Source organism: Candidatus Margulisiibacteriota bacterium, from assembly GCA_028715625.1.
GTDB lineage: Bacteria > Margulisbacteria > Riflemargulisbacteria > GWF2-35-9 > GWF2-35-9 > JAQURL01.
In genome coordinates this window covers 35736-60761 of the sequence record JAQURL010000003.1, presented here as the reverse complement: position 1 = coordinate 60761, position 25026 = coordinate 35736, and the positions used below count along the sequence as shown (strand labels likewise).

General features: G+C 39.1%; 31 protein-coding genes, 1 tRNA gene and 1 other annotated feature. Of the genes, 31 read left to right on the top strand and 1 reads right to left on the bottom strand.

What is annotated here, in order from left to right; genetic code table 11:
* Nucleotides 1–16 precede the first annotated feature (16 nt).
* Entirely contained in the window at nucleotides 17–1546 is a 1530-nt protein-coding gene (purH, locus tag PHV30_01275; GenBank protein MDD5455643.1) for a bifunctional phosphoribosylaminoimidazolecarboxamide formyltransferase/IMP cyclohydrolase, read from the top strand.
* Between the two features lies 1 nt (nucleotide 1547).
* Nucleotides 1548–2084 (top strand): HDIG domain-containing protein, encoded by a 537-nt coding sequence (locus tag PHV30_01270; protein ID MDD5455642.1) that lies wholly within the window; start codon nucleotides 1548–1550, stop codon nucleotides 2082–2084.
* On the opposite strand, the gene PHV30_01265 is transcribed toward PHV30_01270, so the two are convergent.
* Nucleotides 2085–3152 carry a branched-chain amino acid aminotransferase gene (locus PHV30_01265; protein MDD5455641.1) on the bottom strand — a complete coding sequence of 356 codons (1068 nt, stop codon included), beginning with the start codon at nucleotides 3150–3152 and terminating at the stop codon, nucleotides 2085–2087.
* Between the two features lie 221 nt (nucleotides 3153–3373).
* Between PHV30_01265 and rpmG the strand changes: the two genes are divergently transcribed.
* From rpmG to PHV30_01120, 29 genes are all read left to right on the top strand, one after another.
* Nucleotides 3374–3523 (top strand): 50S ribosomal protein L33, encoded by a 150-nt coding sequence (gene rpmG / locus PHV30_01260; GenBank protein ID MDD5455640.1) that lies wholly within the window; start codon nucleotides 3374–3376, stop codon nucleotides 3521–3523.
* A tRNA-Trp gene (locus PHV30_01255) sits at nucleotides 3522–3598 on the top strand. Before rpmG ends, PHV30_01255 begins: the two co-directional genes overlap by 2 nt.
* A 57-nt stretch (nucleotides 3599–3655) precedes the next feature.
* Complete coding sequence (gene secE / locus PHV30_01250) at nucleotides 3656–3844, top strand: preprotein translocase subunit SecE (protein ID MDD5455639.1); 189 nt, start codon at nucleotides 3656–3658, stop codon at nucleotides 3842–3844.
* On the top strand, nucleotides 3844–4575 hold the full coding sequence (nusG, locus tag PHV30_01245) for a transcription termination/antitermination protein NusG (GenBank protein ID MDD5455638.1): 732 nt from the start codon (nucleotides 3844–3846) through the stop codon (nucleotides 4573–4575). The genes secE and nusG overlap by 1 nt, the downstream gene beginning before the upstream one ends.
* Nucleotides 4576–4593: 18 nt before the next feature.
* Nucleotides 4594–5016, top strand: a complete 423-nt coding sequence (gene rplK / locus PHV30_01240) for a 50S ribosomal protein L11 (GenBank protein ID MDD5455637.1) — start codon at nucleotides 4594–4596, stop codon at nucleotides 5014–5016.
* Nucleotides 5017–5033: 17 nt separating this feature from the next.
* Nucleotides 5034–5726: a 50S ribosomal protein L1 gene (gene rplA, locus PHV30_01235; protein MDD5455636.1), complete on the top strand. Its 693-nt coding sequence runs from the start codon at nucleotides 5034–5036 to the stop codon at nucleotides 5724–5726.
* Nucleotides 5722–5816: a sequence feature (ribosomal protein L10 leader region), on the top strand. (Overlaps the previous gene by 5 nt.)
* Before the next feature lie 38 nt (nucleotides 5817–5854).
* The gene (gene rplJ / locus PHV30_01230; GenBank protein ID MDD5455635.1) at nucleotides 5855–6385 is read left to right on the top strand and encodes a 50S ribosomal protein L10; all 531 of its coding nucleotides are present in this window, start codon (nucleotides 5855–5857) and stop codon (nucleotides 6383–6385) included.
* 21 nt (nucleotides 6386–6406) lie between these two features.
* Entirely contained in the window at nucleotides 6407–6805 is a 399-nt protein-coding gene (gene rplL / locus PHV30_01225) for a 50S ribosomal protein L7/L12 (protein MDD5455634.1), read from the top strand.
* A gap of 59 nt (nucleotides 6806–6864) precedes the next feature.
* Nucleotides 6865–10065: a DNA-directed RNA polymerase subunit beta gene (gene rpoB / locus PHV30_01220; protein ID MDD5455633.1), complete on the top strand. Its 3201-nt coding sequence runs from the start codon at nucleotides 6865–6867 to the stop codon at nucleotides 10063–10065.
* Between the two features lie 22 nt (nucleotides 10066–10087).
* Nucleotides 10088–14248: a DNA-directed RNA polymerase subunit beta' gene (rpoC, locus tag PHV30_01215; GenBank protein ID MDD5455632.1), complete on the top strand. Its 4161-nt coding sequence runs from the start codon at nucleotides 10088–10090 to the stop codon at nucleotides 14246–14248.
* Nucleotides 14249–14329: 81 nt separating this feature from the next.
* Nucleotides 14330–14704 carry a 30S ribosomal protein S12 gene (rpsL, locus tag PHV30_01210; protein MDD5455631.1) on the top strand — a complete coding sequence of 125 codons (375 nt, stop codon included), beginning with the start codon at nucleotides 14330–14332 and terminating at the stop codon, nucleotides 14702–14704.
* 14 nt (nucleotides 14705–14718) lie between these two features.
* Nucleotides 14719–15192 carry a 30S ribosomal protein S7 gene (gene rpsG, locus PHV30_01205; protein ID MDD5455630.1) on the top strand — a complete coding sequence of 158 codons (474 nt, stop codon included), beginning with the start codon at nucleotides 14719–14721 and terminating at the stop codon, nucleotides 15190–15192.
* Nucleotides 15193–15202: 10 nt separating this feature from the next.
* The gene (gene fusA, locus PHV30_01200; GenBank protein MDD5455629.1) at nucleotides 15203–17287 is read left to right on the top strand and encodes an elongation factor G; all 2085 of its coding nucleotides are present in this window, start codon (nucleotides 15203–15205) and stop codon (nucleotides 17285–17287) included.
* Nucleotides 17288–17313: 26 nt separating this feature from the next.
* Entirely contained in the window at nucleotides 17314–18513 is a 1200-nt protein-coding gene (gene tuf / locus PHV30_01195) for an elongation factor Tu (protein MDD5455628.1), read from the top strand.
* Between the two features lie 14 nt (nucleotides 18514–18527).
* Nucleotides 18528–18884, top strand: coding sequence for a 30S ribosomal protein S10 (gene rpsJ, locus PHV30_01190; GenBank protein MDD5455627.1), 357 nt, complete (start codon nucleotides 18528–18530; stop codon nucleotides 18882–18884).
* Between the two features lie 30 nt (nucleotides 18885–18914).
* Complete coding sequence (gene rplC / locus PHV30_01185; protein MDD5455626.1) at nucleotides 18915–19538, top strand: 50S ribosomal protein L3; 624 nt, start codon at nucleotides 18915–18917, stop codon at nucleotides 19536–19538.
* A 7-nt stretch (nucleotides 19539–19545) separates the two neighbouring features.
* Nucleotides 19546–20184, top strand: coding sequence for a 50S ribosomal protein L4 (gene rplD, locus PHV30_01180; GenBank protein ID MDD5455625.1), 639 nt, complete (start codon nucleotides 19546–19548; stop codon nucleotides 20182–20184).
* Complete coding sequence (gene rplW / locus PHV30_01175) at nucleotides 20177–20461, top strand: 50S ribosomal protein L23 (GenBank protein ID MDD5455624.1); 285 nt, start codon at nucleotides 20177–20179, stop codon at nucleotides 20459–20461. The genes rplD and rplW overlap by 8 nt, the downstream gene beginning before the upstream one ends.
* A 10-nt stretch (nucleotides 20462–20471) precedes the next feature.
* Entirely contained in the window at nucleotides 20472–21302 is an 831-nt protein-coding gene (gene rplB, locus PHV30_01170) for a 50S ribosomal protein L2 (protein MDD5455623.1), read from the top strand.
* Nucleotides 21303–21322: 20 nt separating this feature from the next.
* Nucleotides 21323–21598: a 30S ribosomal protein S19 gene (rpsS, locus tag PHV30_01165; protein MDD5455622.1), complete on the top strand. Its 276-nt coding sequence runs from the start codon at nucleotides 21323–21325 to the stop codon at nucleotides 21596–21598.
* A 12-nt stretch (nucleotides 21599–21610) separates the two neighbouring features.
* Entirely contained in the window at nucleotides 21611–21967 is a 357-nt protein-coding gene (gene rplV, locus PHV30_01160; protein MDD5455621.1) for a 50S ribosomal protein L22, read from the top strand.
* Entirely contained in the window at nucleotides 21951–22622 is a 672-nt protein-coding gene (rpsC, locus tag PHV30_01155; protein MDD5455620.1) for a 30S ribosomal protein S3, read from the top strand. The genes rplV and rpsC overlap by 17 nt, the downstream gene beginning before the upstream one ends.
* The gene (gene rplP / locus PHV30_01150) at nucleotides 22622–23041 is read left to right on the top strand and encodes a 50S ribosomal protein L16 (GenBank protein ID MDD5455619.1); all 420 of its coding nucleotides are present in this window, start codon (nucleotides 22622–22624) and stop codon (nucleotides 23039–23041) included. The genes rpsC and rplP overlap by 1 nt, the downstream gene beginning before the upstream one ends.
* Entirely contained in the window at nucleotides 23038–23241 is a 204-nt protein-coding gene (gene rpmC / locus PHV30_01145) for a 50S ribosomal protein L29 (protein ID MDD5455618.1), read from the top strand. The genes rplP and rpmC overlap by 4 nt, the downstream gene beginning before the upstream one ends.
* Entirely contained in the window at nucleotides 23241–23501 is a 261-nt protein-coding gene (gene rpsQ / locus PHV30_01140; protein ID MDD5455617.1) for a 30S ribosomal protein S17, read from the top strand. Before rpmC ends, rpsQ begins: the two co-directional genes overlap by 1 nt.
* Nucleotides 23502–23876: a 50S ribosomal protein L14 gene (gene rplN, locus PHV30_01135; GenBank protein MDD5455616.1), complete on the top strand. Its 375-nt coding sequence runs from the start codon at nucleotides 23502–23504 to the stop codon at nucleotides 23874–23876.
* 18 nt (nucleotides 23877–23894) lie between these two features.
* A complete protein-coding gene (gene rplX, locus PHV30_01130; protein MDD5455615.1) occupies nucleotides 23895–24206 on the top strand; it encodes a 50S ribosomal protein L24 in 312 nt (103 codons plus the stop codon).
* Nucleotides 24207–24267: 61 nt separating this feature from the next.
* Complete coding sequence (gene rplE, locus PHV30_01125; protein ID MDD5455614.1) at nucleotides 24268–24807, top strand: 50S ribosomal protein L5; 540 nt, start codon at nucleotides 24268–24270, stop codon at nucleotides 24805–24807.
* 20 nt (nucleotides 24808–24827) lie between these two features.
* A complete protein-coding gene (locus tag PHV30_01120) occupies nucleotides 24828–25013 on the top strand; it encodes a type Z 30S ribosomal protein S14 (protein ID MDD5455613.1) in 186 nt (61 codons plus the stop codon).
* Nucleotides 25014–25026 lie beyond the last annotated feature (13 nt).

The following is a 25026-nucleotide window of genomic DNA, read 5'->3' as shown; positions in this document are numbered from 1 at the left end:
AACAACGAGGTGGTATATGCGCGCATTGATCAGTGTATTCAATAAAGATGGAGTAGATAAAATAGCCAGAGGGCTGCATAAACTTGGGGTGGAGATTATATCCACCGGAGGAACGGCAAAAAAACTTGAAGAATACGGGATACCGGTAAAAAGCATAACCAGCCTTACGCATTACCCGGAAATAATGGATGGCCGGGTGAAAACTTTAAACCCCAATATCCATGGCGGAATACTGGCTGTACGAGATAATCCCGAGCATATGCAGCAGGTAAATGAACTGAAAATTCCTTTAATTGATATTGTAGTCATCAATCTGTATCCGTTTGAAGAAACAATTGCTAATGAAAAATCTACCTGGGAAGAGATCATTGAAAAAATAGATATCGGTGGCCCGGCCATGATCAGGTCTGCTGCTAAAAATTATAAAGATGTAATTGTGTTGGTTAATCCCGCCCGTTATGAAGATGTGCTAAAAGAGTTGCAATATGAAGGGAAAGTTTCAGAGACATTAAGAGAAAAATTGGCTATGGAGGCTTTCAGTCACACAGCTTATTATGATTCGGTCATTTCCAATTATCTGCGGGCAAAATTTTGTACGTCTCAATACCTTCCTCAGGAAATGTCTATCGGCCTGAAGAAAAAACAGGATTTGCGTTATGGTGAAAACGCCCATCAGCAAGCTGCTGTTTATCAGTGGGGCCTTACATCAGGCCTGATGAGTATCGAACAATTACAAGGCAAGGAACTGAGTTTTAATAATTATCTGGACACTGAGGCAGCCTATCAGATGGTCAAACAATTCGAGGAACCCGCGGCTGTTATCATTAAACATACCAACCCCTGCGGTCTGGCTATTGCCAACACTATTGAGGATGCCTACAGGAAAGCTTATGAAGCTGATACCAAATCTGCCTATGGCGGTATTATTGGGCTTAACCGTGAGTGTAACCTGTTAACCGCGGAACAAATATCCAAAATATTTGTGGAGGTTATTATTGCTCCTTCATTTTCTGAAGAAGCCAGACAGCTTTTTAAAACCAAGGCAAACTTGAGACTATTGGTAAAAAAAGATTTTTTTGAAAACGCACCTACTTTTGATGTAAGAAAGATCAGCGGAGGTCTGTTATTACAGGAGGAAGATATTGCTGAGCTAAAAAAAGAAAATTTGAAGGTAGTGACCAGAAAAAAACCCACACCGCGTGAGTTCGATGACATGCAGATCGGCTGGAAAATAATCAAATTTGTAAAAAGTAATGCCATCATATTGATTAAGGATCAGATTCTGGTTGGTGTAGGGGCCGGACAGATGAGCAGAGTGGAATCTGTGGAGTTGGCTATTAAAAGAGCCGGAGATAAAGCCGCAGGCAGCGTGCTGGTTTCAGATGCATATTTCCCTTTTGCCGATAATGTGGAACTGGCTGCCAAAGCCGGAATTGGAGCTATAATTCAACCGGGTGGTTCAGTGCGAGATGAAGACAGTATAAAAAAATCGGATGAATTGAATGTTGCAATGGTTTTTACCGGCATGAGACACTTCCGGCACTGACATGACATTTAAGCAGTCCTGGTACAGGTTCAAGCAATTCCGGCAGGCTGTAAGAAGTAAACTTACTTATTCCGATGTAGAGTTTATCAGGCAATATCTTACCAAGCAGGAACAAATCATTTTTTATCGTATGCAGGTTGTTGACCAGAAACACAGTTTGTTACTGGCCCATAAGTGTTTGAACCGCAATCACGTAGCCCAGGAGATTGATAAGAACAAACTTATTCGTGCAGCTTTGATGCATGACGCGGGTAAAGCCTGGATGAAAATAGCGTTATTTCATAGAATACTTTATGTACTGTTGGAAAAATTTGGAAATGGCAAACTGCTTGGCAATCTGGCCCGGGAGAATTCCAAACTGAGGTTCAGAAGAGTATTGTGGACCCTTCTGCATCATGGTGAAACAGGGGCCAGACTGCTGATGACTTTTGAAGAAGACCCCGAAATTGTAAATACTGTTCTTAATCATCATAATAAACCTACAACCAGAGAAGGCTATATAATTCCGATTATCAGAGAGATAGACAATCAGGTCTGATTAGATAATTACTGTCCAGCCGAAGGGATCTTTTTTGCGACCGTATTGAATACCAGTTAGTTCATCATAGATTTTTTGTGTAACAGGCCCTGTTTGCCGGCCTTTGATATCATGATCTTTGTTTTTATAATGCAGGCTGTTTATCGGACTCACTACAACAGCCGTACCTGTGCTGAAGCATTCGGTCACTTTGCCGTCTTTGATATCCTTAACAATTTGATTAATATCCAGTGCTGTTTCTTCAACATCCATTTTCCAGTGTTGCAGCAGTTCGATTACGCTTTTTCTGGTGATACCGGGTAAAATGCTGCCGTTAAGGGCCGGGGTAAGTATTTTGTCGCCGTAGACAAAGAAAATATTACTGGTGCCTACTTCTTCCACATATTTGCGGTGTACTCCATCCAGCCAGACTACCTGTGTAAATCCTCTTTTTTTCGCTTCTTCTCCTGCCAGCAATGAAGCTGCATAATTGGCTCCGGTTTTAGCGTCGCCCACTCCACCTGGTACTGCGCGTACAAATTTGTCTTCTACCAAGATTTTTTGCCCTTCACCTGAAGATTTGTAATAAGCCGCTACCGGACTTAAAATGATGTAAAACAGATAGCTGTCCGACGGCCTGAGCCCGATGATGGGGTCAATGCCGATCATAGTCGGCCTGATATAAAGACTGGCACCGGCCATAGGTGGTACCCAGCGTTGGTCCATCCTCAGCAGTTCCAGTAAGGAGTCCATAACAAAATCGATATCCAGTTCGGGCATACACATGCGTCGGGCACTGTTATTCATTCTGATAAAATTTTCTTGAGGCCTGAACAGTCCGATTTTTTTATCTTCTCTGTAGTAGGCTTTCAACCCTTCAAAAATCTCCTGAGCGTAATGGAAAACAAGTGTGGCCGGAGAAAAGCTAAGATCAGCGAATGGAGTTATTTTGGCCTCATGCCAGCCTTTATCAAGCGAATAAGTCATAACCAGCATATAGTCTGAAAAATTTTTTCCGAATTCCAGGCACTTGAAATCACAAAGGGGTTTTAATTCATGAACAGGAAGATTTTCAATCGTCAATTTCATTTGCTGAAATCTTAACGTAAATTTAAAATTTAGACAATAATAGATTTTTTAACTTATAAATATAATGGTGGCCTATATCTGAAAATCCTATTATAATGACCCCAGTGAGTTTCTAAAATTAATTTTACTTTTTGGCCCAAATTAAGAATTGACACGCTATAGTAAATATGTTAGATTCTTCAACTGTTGACTTTTTTATCAAAGAGTAGAGGAGTATTATCTTGAGAGTTCTTGTAACCATGGTATGTCAGGATTGTGACCGGAAGAATTATTCCAGTAATAAAAACAAAAAAAATACAACTGAAAAATTGGAGCTTAAGAAGTATTGTAAATGGTGCAAAAAACATACTTTGCATAAGGAAGAAAAATAGGCCTGTAGCTCCAACTGGTAGAGCGGCGGTCTCCAAAACCGCATGTTGTCGGTTCGAGTCCGGCCAGGCCTGCCAGCCTTGCTCGATTTGAGCCTGAAGCAGGATGGGCGTTGATAAACGGAATAACGATTAATGAAGATAAAAGAATATTTTAGCGAAACAAGGCAGGAACTAACCAAAGTTAGTTGGCCTAATCAGAGGAAAGTAATGACTCTGGTAATTGTGATTTTTATAATACTTTGTATTGTTTCGCTTTATGTATTTGTGGTAGATGCCGGGTTATCATATCTGGTGAAGAATTTAGAAAGGATAAGAATATAATGGCAAAAAAATCTGAAAAAAAAGCTGTTGTTCAAGAAGAATTGGCTCAGCAGACCGAAACAGATAAAAGCCAGGAAGAACAGGCCACTGTTACACAGGACTTGGAAGTTCAGGAGAATGTTGAGGCAGCAGCCGAAGATCAGCCCGAAGAAGAAACTGTAGAAGCAGATGAAGAAACCACAGAAGAAGACAAAAATCGAGGTAAAGGCGAATGGTATATAATTCAAACTTATTCCGGCCAGGAATATAAAGTTAGGCGCAGTTTGGAACAAAGAATGAGCGCTTTCAAATTGCAGGACAAAATATTTGAAATTTTAATACCCGAAGAAGATATTATCGAAGTAAAGAATAATAAAAAAGTTGAATCCGCCAAGAAAATGTATCCGGGCTATATATTTGTGCGCATGATATTTGATGATGAATTATGGTATATCATGAAAAGAATTCCCGGTTTGTCCAAGTTTATGGGCAACCAGAAAACTCCGATACCTGTTAAAGATGATGAAATGCTGAAAGTTTTAAGACAGGTAGGCGTAAAAGTTCAGAAGTATCAGATAGATTTTGAAGTTGGAGATATGGTAAAAATTATTGCCGGTCCGTTCAGAGGTTATACAGGTCCGGTTAAAGAAATTAATGCTGAAAAAGGAAAGTTAAAATCAATGCTTCTTATCTTCGGCCGTGAAACACCGGTGGAGATAGATTTTGACCAAGTTGAAAAAGCATCAAAATAAGTTCCGGAGGTAATTAAAGTGGCAAAAAAGGTTAAAGGTTATATTAAATTGCAATTGCCGGCTGGCAAGGCAAATCCCGCACCACCCGTAGGTCCTGCCTTGGGACAGCAGGGTGTAAATATTATGGAATTCTGCAAAGCCTATAATGACAAGACCAAGACCATGGGCGATCAGATAATTCCAGTAATTATTACTGTTTATGAAGATCGCAGTTTTGATTTTATTTTAAAAACCCCCCCGGTTTCAGACATGTTGAAAAAGTTTGCCAAAGTCGCCAAGGGTTCAGGAGAGCCAAATAAAAATAAAGTTGGTACGGTCACCATGGCGCAGGTGAAGGAAATTGCTCAAATTAAATTAAAAGATTTAAATACCAGGTCTGTGGACTCTGCAATGAGGACGGTTATGGGTTCAGCCAGAAGTATGGGTATAGAAATCAGCTAGCAAGTGGAGGAAATGGAATGAGAAAGAGATCTAAAGCATATAAAAGCAAAGTAGAATTGGTTGAACCTCACAAGAAGTATACGTTAAGTGATGCTCTTGAGGTACTGGACAAGATGCCTGCGGCCAAATTTGATGAATCGACCGAACTTACCGTAAGGCTGGGGATCAATGTGAAACACAGTGATCAGCAGGTAAGAGGCACTTTGATATTGCCTCATGGTGTTGGAAAATCTACGAAAGTAGCTGTCATTGCCAAGGGTGAGAAACTGGCAGAGGCTGAAAAGGCCGGAGCCGATTACGTAGGCAGTGAAGATTTGATTGAAAAGATCAAAGGTGGCTGGGTGGAATTTGATGTGCTGGTTACAACACCGGACATGATGAAGCTCGTGGGTGTACTTGGTAAGGTGTTGGGTAAAAAAGGACTTATGCCTTCTCCCAAAACCGGTACAATTACTCTGGATGTTAAAAAAGCTGTTGAAGAATTTCGTAAAGGTAAAGTTGAATACAGAGCGGACAAACAAGGTATCGTACATATGTCTATCGGCAAAAAAAGTTTTAAGAAAGAAAGATTAAAAGACAATATTTTGGCTGTGTATGACGCTATATTAAAGGCCAAGCCGTCATCAGCCAAAGGTGTTTATATAAAGGGTGTTTATTTGGCGCATACAATGAGTCCAGGTGTGGAAGTGGACTCAATGAACATGAACTAACCAGACAGAACTGCCCAAGACAGCAGGGGCCTGACGGGCTTAATAATCCTGCCGAGGTAAATAGTCGTCCCTAACTATTTGTCCTCTTTGCAGTGAAAAGGGAATAGTCAGATCGGAGGAGGATAAAAGTGGTTAAGGAATCTAAAGTACAAGTTGTCGATGAGCTAAAAGACAAAATCAAGAATAACAATTACATCTATTTTCTGGAATATCAGGGTTTGAATGTTGAGCAGATGACCGGTCTGCGGGCATTACTCAAGGAGAATTCATCCGAACTGAAAATTTATAAAAATACTTTCTCCTTAAGGGCTTTGCATGAAGCCAGACAGGAAGCAGGAGAAGAGGTAAAGAAAATACTGACAGGAAGTACCGCCTTAATTTTCAGTACTGTTGACCCGGTAAAACCGGCCAAGATTTTAATGGATTTTATTAAACAGAATGATGCCGCCAAAATGAAAGGCGCGCTTATTCAGAATAAATTTTTGGATACGGCATCTGTAAAAACATTATCAACACTGCCGTCCAAAGAAGTATTAATAGCTAAATTGTTGATGTTGATGAACAGTCCGATTACAGGTTTTGTTAATGTGCTGCAGGGCAATCTGCGTAAATTTGTTTACGCGGTCAATGCCGTAAAAGAAGCCAAAGAAAAAGCGTAATATAAAAAGGAGGTGAATGAAATGACAGAAGTGAAAGTGAGCAAAGAAGGTGAAAAAGTCATTGAAACTATCGAGAAAATGACTGTTTTGGAACTCGCGGAACTAGTGAAAGCTTTAGAAGAAAAATTTGGAGTTACTGCCGCCGCTCCTATGGCAATGGCCGCAGCGCCAGCTGCTGCAGGTGCCGCACCGGCTGCCGAAGCTGCAAATGATGAGGTAAGCGTCATTCTCAATTCAGCAGGGGATAAAAAGATCCAGGTACTGAAAGTTGTAAGAGAAATTACAGGTTTAGGTTTAAAAGAAGCTAAAGACCTGGTTGACGGCGCACCCAAAACCGTAAAAGAAAAGTTGAAAAAAGAAGAAGCAGAAGAAATCAAGAAGAAACTCGAAGCCGAAGGCGCAAAAGTTACAGTAAAATAAAAATATATAAGAGGGGGGATTGCACTAATCCCCCCCAAAAAAATTGAGGTGATTTTTTAGTGGCTACTAAAGTTGCTCCAAGAGAATCCTTACATAAGGATAAAATAAGCGATAAAGTCTCTATATCGAATTTAATAGACATTCAGAGAAAGTCATTTGACGAGTTCGTCAAAATAGGAATCAAAGAAGAATTAAAAGCAATATCTCCTATCAAAGGTTTCGGCAACAGACTGGAACTGGAATTTTTGGATGATTATGAATTGGGAGAACCGGATTATTCGTTAGAAGAATGCAGGGACAGAGAACTTACATTTTCAGCTCCCTTAAAAGTAAAAGTAAGACTGTTAGATAAAGAAACAGGGGAAGTTAAGGAACAGGACGTTTACATGGGGAATATTCCCGTGATGACGGAAAAAGGTACATTTTTAATAAATGGCGCGGAAAGAGTTGTCGTAAGCCAATTCGTACGTTCGCCAGGTGTTTACTTCAAAGAAAAAAATGATAAACAAGGTATTATTACCTATCACGCAACTGTAATTCCTAACCGTGGAGCATGGTTAGAAATTGAAACAGACAAAAGCAACGTACTTTATGTACATGTGAACAAAGTAAGGAAATTACCTCTGAATGTATTTTTAGGAGCAATCGGTATCGATGAAAAAACTATGATCGCAGCAATAAAAGATAACAAATTTATCAAAAATACTATTGAAAAAAGCGGCATCAAAGATAAGGACCAGGCTTTAAAAGAGGTTTACTATCGTTTAAAACCCGGAGATCCTTTCAATCAGGAAGCAGCTAACAATCTGGTGAAGGGTTTATTTTTCGATAACAAATCATATGATTTGGGAAAAGTGGGCAGATACAAGCTGAACAATCGTCTGCATCTTACTGTAAAGGATGATGTAACGGTTTTAACCGAAAAAGATATATTTGCCATAGTAAATGAAATTTTAAAACTTATTTCCGGTGAAGGTTTGACTGATGATATTGACCATTTGGGCAATCGTCGTGTCAGATGCGCCGGAGAGCTCATGCAAAAACAGCTCAGAGTGGGCCTGGCCAGACTGGAAAGGCTTGTAAATGAGCAGATGACTGTAAGCGAACCGGAAGAAATCGTACCACAGAAACTTATTAACATCAGACCGTTAATGGCTGTGATGCGCGAATTTTTTGGTACCAGCCAATTGTCGCAGTTTATGGACCAGACCAATCCGCTGGCTGAACTTAATCACAGACGCAGATTGTCAGCCCTTGGGCCTGGAGGTTTAACCAAAGAAAGAGCGGGTTTTGAAGTGCGCGATATTCATCCGTCACATTACGGCAGGATTTGCGTAGTAGAAACTCCCGAAGGCCAGAATGCAGGTCTTATTGGCCCTCTGGCAATTTTTGCCAGGATCAACAAATTTGGTTTTATCGAGACACCATATATAAAGGTAAAGAACAAGAAAATCACCAGTGAAGTTACTTATTTTACAGCTGATTTGGAAGACTATCATAAAATAGCTCCTTTTGATATCAAAACAAAGGAAGGCATTATTTCAGAAGGTAAAGTGCCGGTACGTTTTAGAAAAGAATTCCAGTACGCCAAAGCTGATGAAGTAGAATACGTGGGTGTATCTCCCAGACAAATGTTCGGTATATCTACCGGACTTATACCATTTCTGGAACACGACGATGCCAACCGTGCCTTGATGGGAGCCAACATGCAGAGACAGGCTACTCCATTATTGCTGCCGGAAAGGCCTTTTGTCGGGACAGGTCTGGAGTTTGATATTGCCAGATATGCAGGTTCCATGGTGCTGGCGGAAGAAGCCGGAGAAGTAACAGCGGTAGATGCCAATCATGTTATTGTTAAGAACAAAAAAGGTAAAGTCAGAAGATATAACATGATTAAATATCAGAAGAGCAATCAGAACACCTGGGTAAACCAGCAGCCGATAGTAAATGTTGGCGACAAGGTGGATGCCGGTGACATTCTGGCTGACGGCGCTTCTACCAAAGATGGCGAACTGGCGCTGGGTAGAAATATCGTTGTTGCTTTTGTGCCCTGGGAAGGTTTAAACTTTGAAGACTCGATTTTAATCAGCGACAAACTGGTTAAGGAAGATGTTTTTTCTACTGTGCATATAACAAAATTTGAAGTTGATGTCCGGACTACAAAGCTTGGAGATGAAGAAATAACCAGAGAAGTAGCCAACGTTTCCGAAGAATTGCTGGCGAACCTGGATGAGGACGGTGTCGTTCGGGTGGGTGCTGAAGTCAAACCCGGAGATATTCTGGTCGGTAAAGTTACTCCAAAAGGAGAATCCGAACCTCCTGCTGAAGAAAAATTGCTTCGCGCTATTTTCGGTGACAAAGCCAGAGATATGAAAGATACATCATTACGTGTTTCTCCCGGAGAATACGGTAAAGTAGTAAAGGTTAAAGTTTTTTCCAAGGAAAATAATGATAACCTGCCGCCGGGTGTAATAAAAGTAGTTCGAGTATATGTGGCGCATTTAAGAAAAGTTTCCATCGGTGACAAAATCGCAGGTCGTCACGGAAATAAAGGTGTTATATCCAAAATATTACCGCCGGAAGACATGCCGATGTTACCTGACGGTTCTCCCATAGATATGGTGTTGAACCCACTGGGCGTACCGAGTCGTATGAACGTAGGTCAGATCTATGAAACACTTTTAGGTGGTGCGGCCAAAGCGTTGAACAAATATTATTTAATCAATCCATTTGATGAAGTTCTAGGAGAAGAAAGTTCTTTAAATGTTATATCTACCGAAATACAAAAAGCTAAAAAAGTTAAAGGATTTGAATGGCTTACAGAAAACGGGAAAGTACAGTTGAGAGATGGTCGTACAGGCGAATATTTCGACAGACCTGTTTTTTGCGGCTGTATGTTTATGTTAAAACTGATTCACCTTGTTGACGACAAAATACATGCTCGTTCAACAGGACCTTACTCATTAGTTACTCAGCAACCACTTGGTGGTAAAGCCCAGTTCGGCGGACAGCGTTTCGGCGAAATGGAAGTTTGGGCACTGGAAGCATACGGAGCATCACATACACTACAGGAAATGCTGACCATAAAATCTGACGATGTTACAGGACGTGCCAAAGCTTACGAATCCATTATCAAAGGTAAACCGATCGCCAAGACCGGTGTGCCTGAATCGTTCAAAGTTCTGGTCAGAGAGTTACGCAGTATTTCTTTAGACCTTAGATTATTGAATGAAGATAATGAAGAAATTGATAAATTATAAAGGTAAAAGGAGATCATAAGATATGTTATCAAAAAGCTATGACGAATTTAAGAAAATCAAGATTACCTTAACATCTCCTGAGCGCGTAAGGGCATGGTCTCACGGTGAAGTGACCAAGCCTGAAACCATTAACTACAGAACCTTCAGACCTGAGAGAAACGGACTTTTCTGTGAAAGAATTTTCGGGCCGGTCAAGGATTGGGAATGCGCTTGCGGTAAATATCGCCGGGTCAGATATAGAGGAATTGTATGTGAAAGATGCGGTGTGGAAGTAACTCATTCCAAAGTACGTCGTGAACGTATGGGCCATATTGAACTGGCTGCGCCTGTTTCTCACATCTGGTATTTAAAAGGCGTACCTTCCTACATGGGAGTTTTACTGGATATGACAGTAAAAGGTCTGGAAGAAGTTATTTATTATGATAGCTATATTATTACCGAAGTATCAACTGAACTGGAAGCTATACTTGAAGAAAAGCAGAGACTGAGTGAGCAGAAATATCTGGAACTCAAAGAAAAATATGGTGAAAAGTTTAAAGCTGACATCGGTGCCAGAGCTATAAAAACTTTATTGAAAAAAATTAATTTGCAGGAACTGCTGGAGCAGCTAAAAGAAGAAATTAAAACTGCGTCTGCGCAAAAAAAGTTAAAACTTACCAAACGTTATAGGGTAGTAGATTCATTTCTGGATTCAGGTAACAGACCGGACTGGATGATAATGGACGTAATTCCGGTCATGCCCCCAGACTTAAGACCTATGGTGCAGTTGGAAGGCGGAAGGTTTGCAACTTCTGATCTTAATGATCTTTACCGTCGTGTTATTAACCGTAATAATCGTTTAAAAAGATTACTTGATATCGGTGCTCCGAACATGATTGTTAAAAATGAAATGCGCATGTTGCAGGAAGCAGTTGACGTACTTCTTAATAATGGAAGAAGAGGCAGGGTGGTTACCGGAAGTAATGGCCGACCGTTAAAATCATTAAGCGATATCATTCAAGGCAAGCAGGGCCGTTTCCGTCAGAATTTATTAGGTAAACGAGTCGATTATTCCGGTCGTTCGGTAATCGTCGTCGGTCCGCATTTGAAATTACATCAATGCGGTGTTCCTAAAACCATGGCACTGGAATTATTTAAACCTTTTGTTATCAGAAAACTGGTAGAAAAAGGTTTTGTGCAAAATGTTAAAAGTGCCAAAAGAAAAATTGAAAGAAGTGATATAGAAGTTTGGGATGTTCTGGAAGAAATTATTGACGGGCATCCTGTAATGCTTAACCGTGCACCTACTTTGCACAGATTAGGTATACAGGCATTTGAGCCTGTACTGGTTGAAGGTAAAGCTATTCAGCTTCATCCGCTTGTTTGTTCTGCTTTTAACGCTGACTTTGACGGCGACCAGATGGCGATACATATTCCTTTATCTCTGGAAGCACAAGCAGAAGCAAGACTGCTGATGCTGGCTAATAATAATATACTGGCACCTGCTAACGGCAGACCGGTAATTACACCGAGTCAGGATATGGTTTTAGGTATTTATTATTTGACAGTTATGGATAGCACTCTTAAAGAGAATCCTAAAAGAATGTTCACTGATTTTGATGAAGTTATGCGTGCTTACGAAACCAATCAAATTCAAATCCATGACAAAATAAAAGTCAGGCACAATGCTGAAATTATTGCAACCAGTGTCGGCCGTGTTATATTAAATATGGCAATTGGTGATGCAATTTCCAAACAGGGACTGCCTGAACAAAAATTTATTAATGAACCGTTAGGTAAAAAGCAGCTTTCTGCTTTGATGCTGGACTGGTTTTTCAGGTTCGGGAACGAAATGACAGCTATTCTGGCTGATGAAATGAAAGATATCGGCTTCAAGTACGCAACCAAAGCCGGTATTTCCATATCCATCGAGGATTTAACAGTTCCACCTACCAAAAAAGATATTATCGAAAAAGCCTATGATGAAATCGATCAGATTGAAACTCTTTTTGAAAAAGGAATTATTGCCAACGATGAAAAGCGTTTAAGAGAACTGGAAGTATGGCGTGCTACCGGTGAAAAAGTAACCGAGGCCATGAAGGGTAATTTCAGTGAATTGAATAACGTCTTCATGATGGCAAGTTCAGGTGCCAGAGGCAGCATCGACCAGGTTAAACAGCTTGCAGGTATGCGCGGTCTGATGGCAGATGCTTCCGGTAATACTGTAGACATTCCTATTATTACTAACTTCCGTGAAGGATTGAATTCCACAGAATATTTTATTTCTACATATGGAGCAAGAAAAGGTTTGGTCGACACGGCATTAAGAACTGCGGACTCTGGTTATCTGACCAGAAGACTGGTTGATATCGCGCAGGACATAATGATCACTGAAGACGATTGTAAAACCAGTAATGGTGTTCGTGTTACAGCCATCAAAGAAGGCTACGACGAGGTAATTTCTTTAAAAGAAAGATTAACTGGTCGCGTAAGTCTGGAGAAAATTACTGATGCTAAAGGTAATGTGATTGTGGATGTGGACCAGACAATAACCGAAGAAATGGCTAATGGGATTATTAAAGAAGGCAAAGAAGAAATGCAGGTGCGCTCAGTAATTACCTGTGAAGCGAAACGAGGTCTGTGCCAGAAGTGTTATGGCAGAGATTTAAGCAGCGATCATATTATCGATACTGGCGAAGCTGTAGGTATTATTGCCGCCCAATCAATCGGTGAACCTGGTACCCAGCTGACCATGAGAACCTTCCATACCGGAGGTGTAGACTTATCTAGATCTATAAAGGTAGAAATAAAGGCAGATATGGCCGGTACGGTTTCTATCAGTAAAAATTTGATAGTTCATGAAGTACATAACGAATATGGTAATGTGGTAGAAGTTGTTGTTCGTGACGGTGAAATCACAGTGAAGTCAAAAGAAGGAGATCAGAAGAAATACATGATCTCTCAAGGGTCTGAGTTACGAGTGAAGAAAGGTCAAAAAGTAGAAAAAGGGACCGTGCTCTTTGGTCATGACTCCACAGTTGATTATCTAGTTTCATCAGTATCCGGCGAACTGAGGCTGACCGGTGATGTAAAACTTATGCCCAACAAAGTCGGCAAGCATATTGTGAACTATGTTGTGAAAAATGAAGGCGATATTATTCTGGTTAACAAGAAAAAGCTGGAGAAAGTGTCCATCGGGGCAGAAGAAAAGGTAAAAGTTAAAGAAGGCCAGATTGTTAAAATCGGCGATAATTTGACAAACAAAAAGGAATCAAAAGTAGCAGGTATAATAGCCAGTGTTGCCTCCGAACTTATTACAATAATGCAGGCAAACACCTATCATTGTTCAGAGGGTGCTCTTCTTTTTGTCAATTCCGGCGATACCATTAAAGAAAATCAGATTATCAGGAAAGAAAAAAGATTTAACCAGGGCGGTAAAGCCAGAGATATTGTTGCAGGTTTGCCGAAAGTTGAAGCGCTTTTTGAATCCCGAATATCTAAAAATAAAGCAACCCTCGCAGAAATTGACGGTTCGGTGGAAATTGTTACAAAAGAAGGCGTAAGAGTAGTCGCAGTATACAATGATGATGATAAACAGGAGTACAAAGTCCCTGCTGATACTCGTATTGTAGTTCACACTGGGGACAAAGTATTGAAAGGGTCTATGCTTACTGAAGGAATAATTTCTCCGCACGATATTCTTTCTATTCTGGGTGTTCAGGCCGTACAGGAATTTTTACTGGAAGAAGTTCAAAAAGTTTATCGCGGACAGGGTGTTACCATTAACGATAAACATGTAGAAATTATCTTAAGGCAAATGACCAGAAAAGTTAAAATAATCGATATGGGTGATTCCAAATTATTACCCGGAGAACTTATCGATGTTGTTGAGTTCCAAAAGGAGAATGAGAACTTGATAAAAGCAGGTAAAGCACCATCAATAGGCGAGCGAGTACTGTTAGGTATTACCAAAGCATCTTTGAATACTGAATCATTTATATCCGCCGCATCATTCCAGGAAACTGCGAAAGTACTGACTGAAGCAGCTATAAAAGGAAAGATTGATGAGATGTACGGACTTAAAGAAAACGTTATTATTGGTAAACTTATTCCTGCTGGAACAGGGTATTATACCAACAAACCTATTGAGCTAATTCCACAGGTTGTTTTGACTAAAAAAGAACCCATGGAATTAGAGGCTTAAAAGCATAAATTTTTTGGTTGACAAGGCATGGTGAGTATAATAGAATACCAGACGTTGTCAAAAAAACGAGGAGAATAAAGGATGCCAACTATTAATCAATTAGTACGAAAAGGTAGAAAAAACAAGAAGACAAAAAACAATGTTCCGGCTCTTAATAATTGTCCTCAAAGACGAGGAGTTTGTGTTCGAGTTTATACAACTACGCCGAAAAAACCGAATTCGGCTTTAAGAAAGGTTGCGAGAGTCCGCTTAACAAACGGGTTTGAGGTAACAGCATATATTCCAGGAGAAGGCCACAATCTTCAGGAACACTCGGTAGTTTTAGTTAGAGGTGGCAGAGTAAAAGATTTACCCGGCGTTCGTTACCATATTGTCCGCGGTTCACTGGATACTACCGGTGTAGGTAATAGAAAACAGAGCCGTTCGAAATATGGCGCCAAACAAGAAAAAAAGTGAGGGTATAAAATAACATGTCACGACGCAGACAAAGTATTGAAAGAAAAATCGGATTAGACGTTAAGTATAACAGTGTGCTTGTAAGTCAATTTATCGGTAAATTAATGATGGACGGGAAAAAGTCTACAGCTGAAACTATTTTTTATAGCGCTCTGGATAAAATCGCTGAAATGAAAAAGGGTGAGGATCCTTTTAAGGTATTTAGCGATGCTTTAAAAAACGCCAGCCCTGTTATGGAAGTTAAAGGCCGCAGGGTCGGTGGAGCTACTTATCAGGTGCCGGTTGAAGTTCGCAAGAAAAGAAGTACCTCTCTGGGCATGCGCTGGCTGGTTCAGTATTCCAGGGCCAGAGCCGGTAAATCTATGATAGAAAAACTTGCCAGAGAATTGATAGAAGCTTCAGAAAATACAGGTTCATCAATAAAGAAAAAAGACGAAATGCACAAGATGGCAGAAGCAAACAAAGCATTCGCACATTTTAGATGGTAGGAGACAGAAAGTGGAAAGAAAAGTACCCCTTAATAAAATCAGAAACATAGGTATCGCCGCACATATTGACGCGGGTAAAACTACCCTTACAGAGCGTATTCTTTATTATACGGGCAGAAGTTATAAAATCGGCGAAGTTCATGAAGGAACAGCGATTATGGACTGGATGCCTCAGGAGCAGGAACGCGGGATTACAATAACCTCCGCTGCAACTACTTGTTTCTGGAATACAACGCGTATAAATATAATTGATACACCCGGTCACGTTGACTTCACCGTTGAAGTTGAGCGCTCTCTTAGAGTTTTAGACGGTATGGTTGCTGTTTTTTGCGGTGTAGGTTGTGTTCAACCTCAATCAGAAACTGTATGGAGACAAGCAACAAAGTATCATGTTCCCAGAATAGTTTTTGTAAATAAAATGGACAGAGTGGGAGCGGATTTTTATAAGGTTGTGCAGGAAGTTAAAGATAAATTGGGCGCAAAACCGGTTGTATTACAAATACCTATCGGACGAGAAGATCAGTTCGTTGGAATAGTTGATATTATTGCTCAGAAAGCATACAAATGGCATGGAGATGATCTTGGTGTTAAATTTGATGAAATAGAAATACCTGATGATTTAAAGGAAAGCGCAAAGAAATACTATGATGAAGCGGTTGAAATATCCGCGGAGTTTGATGATAAGTTAATGGAAAAGTATTATCATGGAGAAGCTCTTACAAAAGAAGAAATTGTTTCAGGAATTCGTAAAGGTACAATAGATTGTAAAATAGTTCCCTGTACATGCGGATCAGCATTCAAAAATAAAGGTATCCAGACATTGCTGGATTGTGTGCTCGCTTATTTGCCGGCACCGATTGATTTGCCTGAAACTAAAGGTATTGACCCCAAAACAGGAGATGAGATTACCAGAAAAGTTGATGATAAAGAAAAGTTTGCAGCGCTGGCTTTTAAGATAGCAACAGATCCTTATGTAGGTAAATTAACTTACTTCAGGGTTTATTCCGGGATATTAAAAGCAGGTTCTTATATATTAAACAGTACAAAAAATACCAAAGAACGTATCGGCCGCTTACTGCTGATGCACGCCAATACAAGAGAAGAAATTGCTGATGTAGGAACGGGAGAAATTTGTGCAGCTGTTGGTCTTAAGGTAACAACAACAGGAGATACATTATGTGATGAATCTTCACAGATATTGCTGGAGTCTATGGATTTTCCTGATCCGGTTATTTCTGTTGCCATTGAACCAAAAACCAAAGCAGACCAGGAAAAATTATCTTTAGCCTTGCAAAGACTGGCTGAAGAAGATCCGACATTCAAGGTGCGTATTGATCATGAAACTAATCAGACCATAATTGAAGGTATGGGAGAATTACATCTGGAAATTATTGTCGATCGTTTATTAAGAGAATTTAAAGTAGAAGCAAATGTAGGTAAACCACAAGTTGCTTATAAAGAAACAATTCGTGGCACTGTAGAACAGGAAGGAAAATTTATCAGACAATCTGGCGGCCGTGGACAATATGGTCATGTTTATATTAGAATTGAGCCACTGGAGAGAAATAAAGGTTTTGAATTTGAAAATGCAATTAAGGGCGGTGTAATTCCCAGGGAATATATACCTGCCGTTGAAAAAGGAATTAAGGAAGCATTGGTAAATGGTGTGCTTGCCGGATATCCATTGGTGGATGTTAAGGCAACATTGTATGACGGTTCATTTCATGAAGTTGACTCTTCGGAAATGGCCTTTAAAATAGCCGGTTCAATGGCCTTGAAGGAAGGTGCTTTAAAAGCCAATCCGGTTATACTGGAACCGATTATGGACGTAGAAGTAGTATGTCCCGAAGGTAACATGGGAGATGTAATCGGAGACTTAAATTCACGCAGAGGAAAAATTGACGGTATGGAACCTATAGGTAAAAATCAGAAAGTTCGCTGCAAGGTACCACTTGCAGAAATGTTTGGATACTCAACGGATTTAAGAAGTAAGACTCAAGGTAGAGGGGACTACACTATGCAACCTGCATACTATGAAGAAGTACCGAAGAGTCAGGCAGAAGCCATTATTGCGAAAGTTAAAGGGGCTAAATAAGCTTTATTTATTAAAAGGAGGATAAAATGGCTAGAGAAAAATTTGAGAGAAAAAAACCGCACGTAAACGTTGGAACAATTGGTCACGTAGATCATGGAAAGACCACGCTGACATCTGCAATTACCGCAGTATTGGCAACAGTAGGTAAAGCGAAGAAAATTGATTATGATCAGATCGACAGCGCACCTGAAGAAAAAGAAAGAGGTATTACAATCAATACCGCTCACGTGGAATATGAAACTGATGCCAGACATTATGCCCACGTTGACTGTCCGGGACACGCAGACTATGTAAAGAATATGATTACCGGAGCTGCGCAGATGGACGGAGCTATTCTTGTAGTATCCGCTGCTGATGGTCCGATGCCTCAAACCAGGGAGCATATTCTTTTAGCACACCAGGTTAATGTACCTTATATTATTGTTTTCTTAAATAAAGTCGATATGGTAGATGATCCGGAACTGATTGATTTGGTTGAAATGGAAGTAAGAGAATTATTGACCAAATATAAATTCCCCGGAGATGAGATACCTATTATCAGAGGTTCTGCTTTAAAGGCTCTGGAAAATGCGACAAAACCAGATGATCCTAATGTAAAAGCAATTTTTCAACTGCTTAAAGCTGTTGATGAATATATACCGACACCTAAACGCGATGTTGAAAAGCCATTTTTGATGCCTGTTGAAGACGTATTTTCAATAACAGGTCGTGGTACTGTAGGTACGGGCCGTATTGAAAGAGGCAAAGTAAAAGTTGGTGAAGAAGTTGAAATTGTAGGTATGATGGAAAAGGCAAAAACTGTAGTTGTAACCGGTGTGGAAATGTTCAGAAAAACTTTGGACGAAGGTATGGCCGGTGATAACGTCGGTTTACTTCTGAGAGGTATAGAAAAAAATGAACTTTTCAGAGGACAGGTTATAGCACGTAAGGGAAGTATTAATCCACATACCAAGTTTAACGCTGAAGTTTATGTGTTGAAAAAAGAAGAAGGCGGACGACATACTCCATTTTTTAATGGATACAGACCGCAGTTTTATATGAGAACAACTGATGTAACAGGTACTATTCAACTGCCGCAAAACGTAGAAATGGTAATGCCTGGAGATAACGTCAACATGGTGGTCGAGCTCATTACTCCTATTGCTATCGAAGAAGGATTAAGATTTGCTATCCGTGAAGGTGGCAGAACTGTAGGAGCAGGAGTAGTTACATCAATTATAGCCTAAAGTAAGAGAAAAAAATGGTAACAACAAAGAAAAAAGCAATTACTGGAACTCAAAAAACAAAAGTCGCGCAGAAAGTCAGGATTAAACTGAAAGCATTTGATTACAGAGTTTTAGACCAATCAAGTGAAAAGATAGTTGGTACGGCACAGAGATCAGGGGCAAAAGTCATTGGTCCTGTGCCGCTGCCTACCGATCGCAGTGTATGGTGTGTATTGAAATCACCACATGTTAACAAAAGAGGCGGAGAGCATTTCGAAATCCGTACTCATAAACGTTTAATTGATATTATCAATCCTCCCGCATCAACAATCGATGCCCTGATGCAATTGGATTTACCAGCTGGAGTCGACATAGAAATTAAACTGGGATAGACATTACAACTATTGATAGGATAATCAAAGATGAAAGAATTAAATAAAGGATTAATTACAAAAAAAATTGGCATGACACAGATGTTCGATGACAAAGGTCAAGTTGTTGTCGTGACTGTACTGGAAGCATGCGATAATTTTATCGTCAGCAAGAAAACAGCTGACAAGAATGGTTATCAGGCTTTAAAAGTTGGTTCCAGAGAAGTGAAGGAAGAAAAGTTGACCAAACCTGCGGCTGGTCAATTTAAAGCTGCCGGCAAGTTTTTTAAAAAAATACACGAGATCAGACTTAAAAATATAGATACATATAATGCAGGAGAAGAATTGAAAGTAGATATTTTTAAGGACAATGAAAAAGTTAATGTTTCCGGAATTATTAAAGGTCGTGGCTTTACCGGAACAGTAAAAAGATATAATTTTACCATTGGCCCAATCAGCCATGGTTCAAAACATCATCGTCGTAAAGGCACCAGCGGTGCGGGAACCGGTCAGGCTAAAGTCTGGAAAGGTCAAAAAACTGCAGGACATTACGGTAATTGTTTGGTTACAGTTAAAAATTTGAAAATTTATAAAGTGATGCCCGAAAAAAAATTAATACTTGTAAAAGGCGCAGTACCGGGAGCGGTTGGCGGAACAGTGAAAGTTTACAATTAAGGAATAAATGATGACAAAAGTAAAAACTTATAACTTAAAAGATAAAAAAATTGACGAAGTAAAAGTCAGTGAAAAAATTTTTAAAATTGAAGTGGAAAAGGAACTGGTCCATTTTGTGCTTATGTGTTATCTGCATAATAAGCGCGAAAAAACTGCCAAGGTAAAAACTCGTACAGAAGTAGCCGGCGGAGGTAGAAAGCCATGGAAACAAAAAGGTACAGGACGTGCCAGGTCTGGTAGTATCAGATCACCTTTATGGGTTGGCGGCGGAGTTACCTTCGGGCCGCAGAATATTAAAAGAGAGCTTAAAGTTAATAAAAAAGTTCAAAGAAAAGTTCTTTTCGGAGTTTTAAGCGATAAAGTTAACAATACAATAATTTTGAAACATGAAGAAGCAATTGGCAAGGAACTTAGCAAAGTTAAGGATTTTAACGGTATACTTACCGATTTAGATATTGCCGATCAGAAAATTCTTTATGTATCCAAAGAGAAAAAGGCCAGAGAAACATGGCTGGGCAATTTGAAGAATGTTAAAGTGCAAAGTGTATTCGGATTAAATCCTTTTGACATTTTAAATGCCAACCAGATCATGTTCGAGGAAAGTTCTATTAAACAATTAGAGGAGATATATTCGAAAAATGGATAAACAATTTGTTATAAAACCGGTTATTACCGAAAAAAGTTCTCTGTTGGGAACTGAAAATAAATATGTTTTTCGTGTAAGTTCAGATCTCAATAAAATTGAAATCAGAAAAGCTATTTCCGATATTTTTAATGTTGAAGTTGTAGCTGTGAATACAATTAATATTAAGCCCAGAAAGAAAAGATTGGGCAGATTTACCGGTACAACCAGAAAATGGAAAAAAGCCGTAGTTACTTTAAAAGAAGGCAGCAAAATCGAAAATTTTGAGAAATTGGCGTAAAGGATAAAACATGGCAATCAAAAATATAAAACCAATGGGCAACGGAACAAGGAATATGATTACTTCCGATTTTTCGGAAATTACTACATCCAAGCCTGAAAAATCATTAATAAAAGCCTTAAAGAAAAATGGCGGACGTAATAATTATGGTCAGATTACTGTAAGACATAAAGGCGGAGGTAATAGACAATTTTACAGGGCTGTAGATTTTAAAAGAGATAAAGATGGTGTTAAAGCCAAAGTAGCTTCTGTAGAATATGATCCGAACAGAACATCGCGTATTGCCCTGTTAAATTATTTTGATGGTGAAAAAAGATATATTCTGGCACCAACCGGATTAAAAGTTGGAGATGTTTTACAATCAGGATCTGTTGATGTAGAAATTAAAATTGGTAATTGTTTGAAATTAGCCGATATACCTGTAGGTACCGTAATACATAATATAGAAATAAATCCAGGTAGAGGTGGACAACTGGTAAGAAGCGCCGGTTCAAGCGCTCAGTTGATGGCCAAAGAAGGAGACTATGCGGTAATCCGTCTGGCTTCCGGAGAATTAAGACAGATAAGGATCGACTGTAAAGCCACAATCGGTCAGTTGTCGAATATTGAACATCGCAATATTCGTTTGGGTAAAGCCGGAAAATCAAGGCACAGAGGCATAAAACCTCATGTCAGAGGTTCGGCTATGAACCCAAATGACCATCCTCACGGCGGAGGCGAAGGTAAATGTCCGGTAGGACATCCGGGCCCCTTGACACCACAGGGCAAACCCACAAGAGGATTTAAGACCAGGAACAAGAAAAAAATAACAGATAAATATATTATTACAAGAAGAAAATAAGGAGTTGGGAGAAATAATTTATGTCTAGATCATTAAAAAAAGGTCCGTTTGTCGACGATCATTTGTTAAACAAAGTCAAAAAAGCTAAGGAAACAGATGACAAGAAAATTATAAAAACATGGTCAAGAAGATCAATGATTGTACCGGATATGATCGGATTAACATTCGCTGTTCATAACGGGAAAAAGCATATTCCTATTTTTGTTTCCGACAATATGATTGGACATAAACTTGGCGAATTTGTACATACAAGAACATTTAAGGGCCATTCTATGAAAAAAGTTGTCACAACATAAGGAAGAATAACAATGAATATAACAACCAAAATTAATTATGTGCGCATATCACCCAGGAAACTGAACAGGGTAATAAAAGAAATTGTTGGCAAAAAGGTCAATGATGCTCTAAAAATATTAAGTTTTTTACCACATCACGGAGCTAAAATTTTATATAAAGTTGTAAAATCAGCCAAAAGTAATGCAGTAAACAATTATAAACTGGCAGAAGACAATTTAGTTATAGCCCAGGGTTATACAGGTCAGGCATTGATGATGAAAAGATTTACTGCCATGAGCAGAGGTAAAGCAGGCAGGATAAACAAGAAATTATCGCATGTATCGATCATGCTTAAAGATGAAGGGAGCAATGATGGGGCAAAAAGTTAGTCCTACGGCGTTCAGATTAGGAATTATTAAAGACTGGGATAGCACATGGTATACAGGTAAGAATTATGCTGCCAATGTACTTGGTGATGAAAACATCAGAAAAGCCATTTATAAAGATTTCGGCAAAGCCGGAATATCTATTATAAAAATTAAAAGAAAAACAAATAACCTGGAAATCATCATTAAGGCTGCCCGTCCCGGAATAATCATTGGTAAGGGTGGCTCAGAAGCTGATAAATTAAAAATTTCAATTCAGAACAAAACCCAAATGAAAGATGTGCAGCTTTTTGTTGTTGAAGAAAAACATATTGATATGAGTGCCCCTATTTTAGGTGATTCTATTGCCAGACAACTGGAAAAAAGGGTTGCTTTCAGAAGGGCTATGAAACAGGTTGTAAACAGGGCTTTAAAAGCCGGAGCTCAAGGAATAAAAGTATCATGTTCCGGTAGATTAGGCGGAGCAGAAATTGCCAGAACAGAATGGTACAGAGAAGGTAAAGTACCTTTACAAACTATTCGCGCGGATATTGATTACGCTTTTACAGAAGCTCAGACTATTTATGGCAAGATTGGCGTAAAAGTTTGGGTATATAAAGGTGATATTATCGAGCAGAAAAAGGTAAAGGAAGAAATTATTAAGGAGGACGCGGGCTAATGTTACAGCCGAAAAAACAAAAGTTCAGGAAACAGCAGAGAGGCAGAAGAAAAGGAATAGCCAATAAAGGCGCCAGTCTTGAATTTGGCGAATATGGTTTACAGTGTCTTTCTAATGATTGGATTACCGCCAGACAAATAGAAGCGGCTCGTATTGCCATGACTCGTTTTATTAAAAGAGGCGGCAGGGTATGGATCCGTATTTTCCCGGATAAGCCTTTTACCAAGATTCCTGCTGAAACCAGAATGGGTAAAGGTAAAGGTAGTCCGGAATATTTCGTAGCTGTTGTAAAAAGAGGTAAGATATTGTTCGAAATATCTGATGTAACCGAACAAATAGCCAGGGAAGCCATGAGGCTTGCAGGTCATAAATTGTCGGTAAAAACAAAGTTTATATCAAAATTGGAGATAGAAGAATGAGTAAGAAAAAAGCAGACACTACGAAAATGACTGAAGAGACTATGTTGAAAACAATTAATGATAAGAAAAAAGAAATGATTAACGGACGTTTTCAACTGGTTGCCAATCAATTAAAAGATGTAAAAATGTTCCAGAAAAACAGAAAAGAAATTGCTCGATTGTACACAGCGTTAAATCAAATGAAAAAAGGTGATAAGTAATGGCTGAAGAAAGAAACAGACGTAAAGTTAGAACTGGAATTGTCGTAAGTGACAAAATGGATAAAACAGCTGTTGTCAAACTAGAAAGAAGAACTCAGCATGCTCATTATAAAAAAATTATTAACAGGTTCGTAAAAGTAAAAGTTCATGATGAAAAAAATGAATGCAAGACAGGTGATATGGTATCTATTATGGAAACGAAGCCTTTAAGTAAAGAAAAAAGATGGAGACTTGTGAAAATTTTAGAAAGGGTTAGTTAAATGATACAGCAGGAAAGCAGATTAACAGTTGCCGACAATTCCGGCGCAAGATTTATTTTATGCATCAGAGTATTGGGTGGGACCAAAAGAAGGTATGCCCATGTCGGTGATATTATTATCGGGGCTGTAAAGGATGCCATACCGAATACCGGTGTCAAGAAGAGTGAAGTTGTCAGAGCTGTAGTAGTTAGGACTTCGGAGCCTATTAAACGTAAAGACGGCACAGTTGTTCGTTTCGACGACAATGCCGCTGTAATTATTACTGATCAGAATATTCCCAGGGGCACAAGAATTTTTGGCCCTGTGGCTAGAGAACTGAGAGATAAAGATATTGATTTTTCCAAGATTATCTCTTTGGCTCCGGAAGTATTGTAAATTTAGAGGAGAAAAGACGTGAACAGAATAAAGAAAAATGATGAAGTGATTGTTTTAACAGGTAAAAATAAAGGTAAGATTGCCAAGGTTTTACAAGTTATACCTAAACTGAAAAAAGTAGTAGTTGAAAAAGTAAATCTTGTAAAAAGACATACAAAACCAAGCCAGAAAAACACAGGCGGTATTATAGAAAAAGAAAAACCTATTGATTGGTCAAATGTTATGCTGGTATGCAAATATTGCAAAAAACCGTCAAAGGTTGGTTTTGAAATTGTTAGCGGAAAAAAGAGTCGAAAATGTTCTTCCTGCGGGGAAGTTATCGACAAGTAGAAGAAAGGATAAATTAGACGTGGTTAGCAAGAAAGCGGAAGCTGAAAAAGTTCAATCAAAATTGGTGGACTTAAAAGAAAAATATAAAAAAGATATTATACCTGAATTAAATAATAAATATAAATATAAGAATATTAATCAGGTTCCTAAAATAACAAAAATTGTAATTAATCGTGGTTTGGGCGAAGCGGTAACCAATTCCAAGGTTGTGCAAAGCACGCTTGATGAATTCCGGGCCATCTTCGGACAGCAACCTGTTATTACCAAGGCAAAAAAATCCATTGCCGGATTTAAATTAAGAAAAGGATTATCCATCGGATGTATGGTAACTTTACGTGGAAAAAAAATGTATAACTTCATGAACAAACTATTCAATCTTGTTCTTCCTAAAATCAGAGATTTCAGAGGAGTATCTACTAAAGCATTTGATAAGCAGGCTAACTATACTCTGGGTATTAAAGAACAATTAATATTCCCGGAAGTAAATTATGATAAGGTAGATAAAGTAAGAGGCTTTAATATTACTTTCGTTACTTCCTGTGAAAATACCGATGAAGCAAGAGAATTATTAAGATTATTAGGAATGCCTTTTAGAAAATAAGAACAAAGGAGAACTGATCAATGGCAAGACTTTGTATGGTTGTAAAAAATGAAAGAAAAAAGAAAACACCTATTCAATATAGAAGACGATGCAATTTATGCGGTCGTTCACGTGCGCATATTAGAAAATTCGGAATATGCAGGCTTTGTTTAAGAAAATTAGCCGCCCAAGGCAAATTGCCAGGCGTTACTAAGGCTAGCTGGTAGTTAAAGGGAGGAA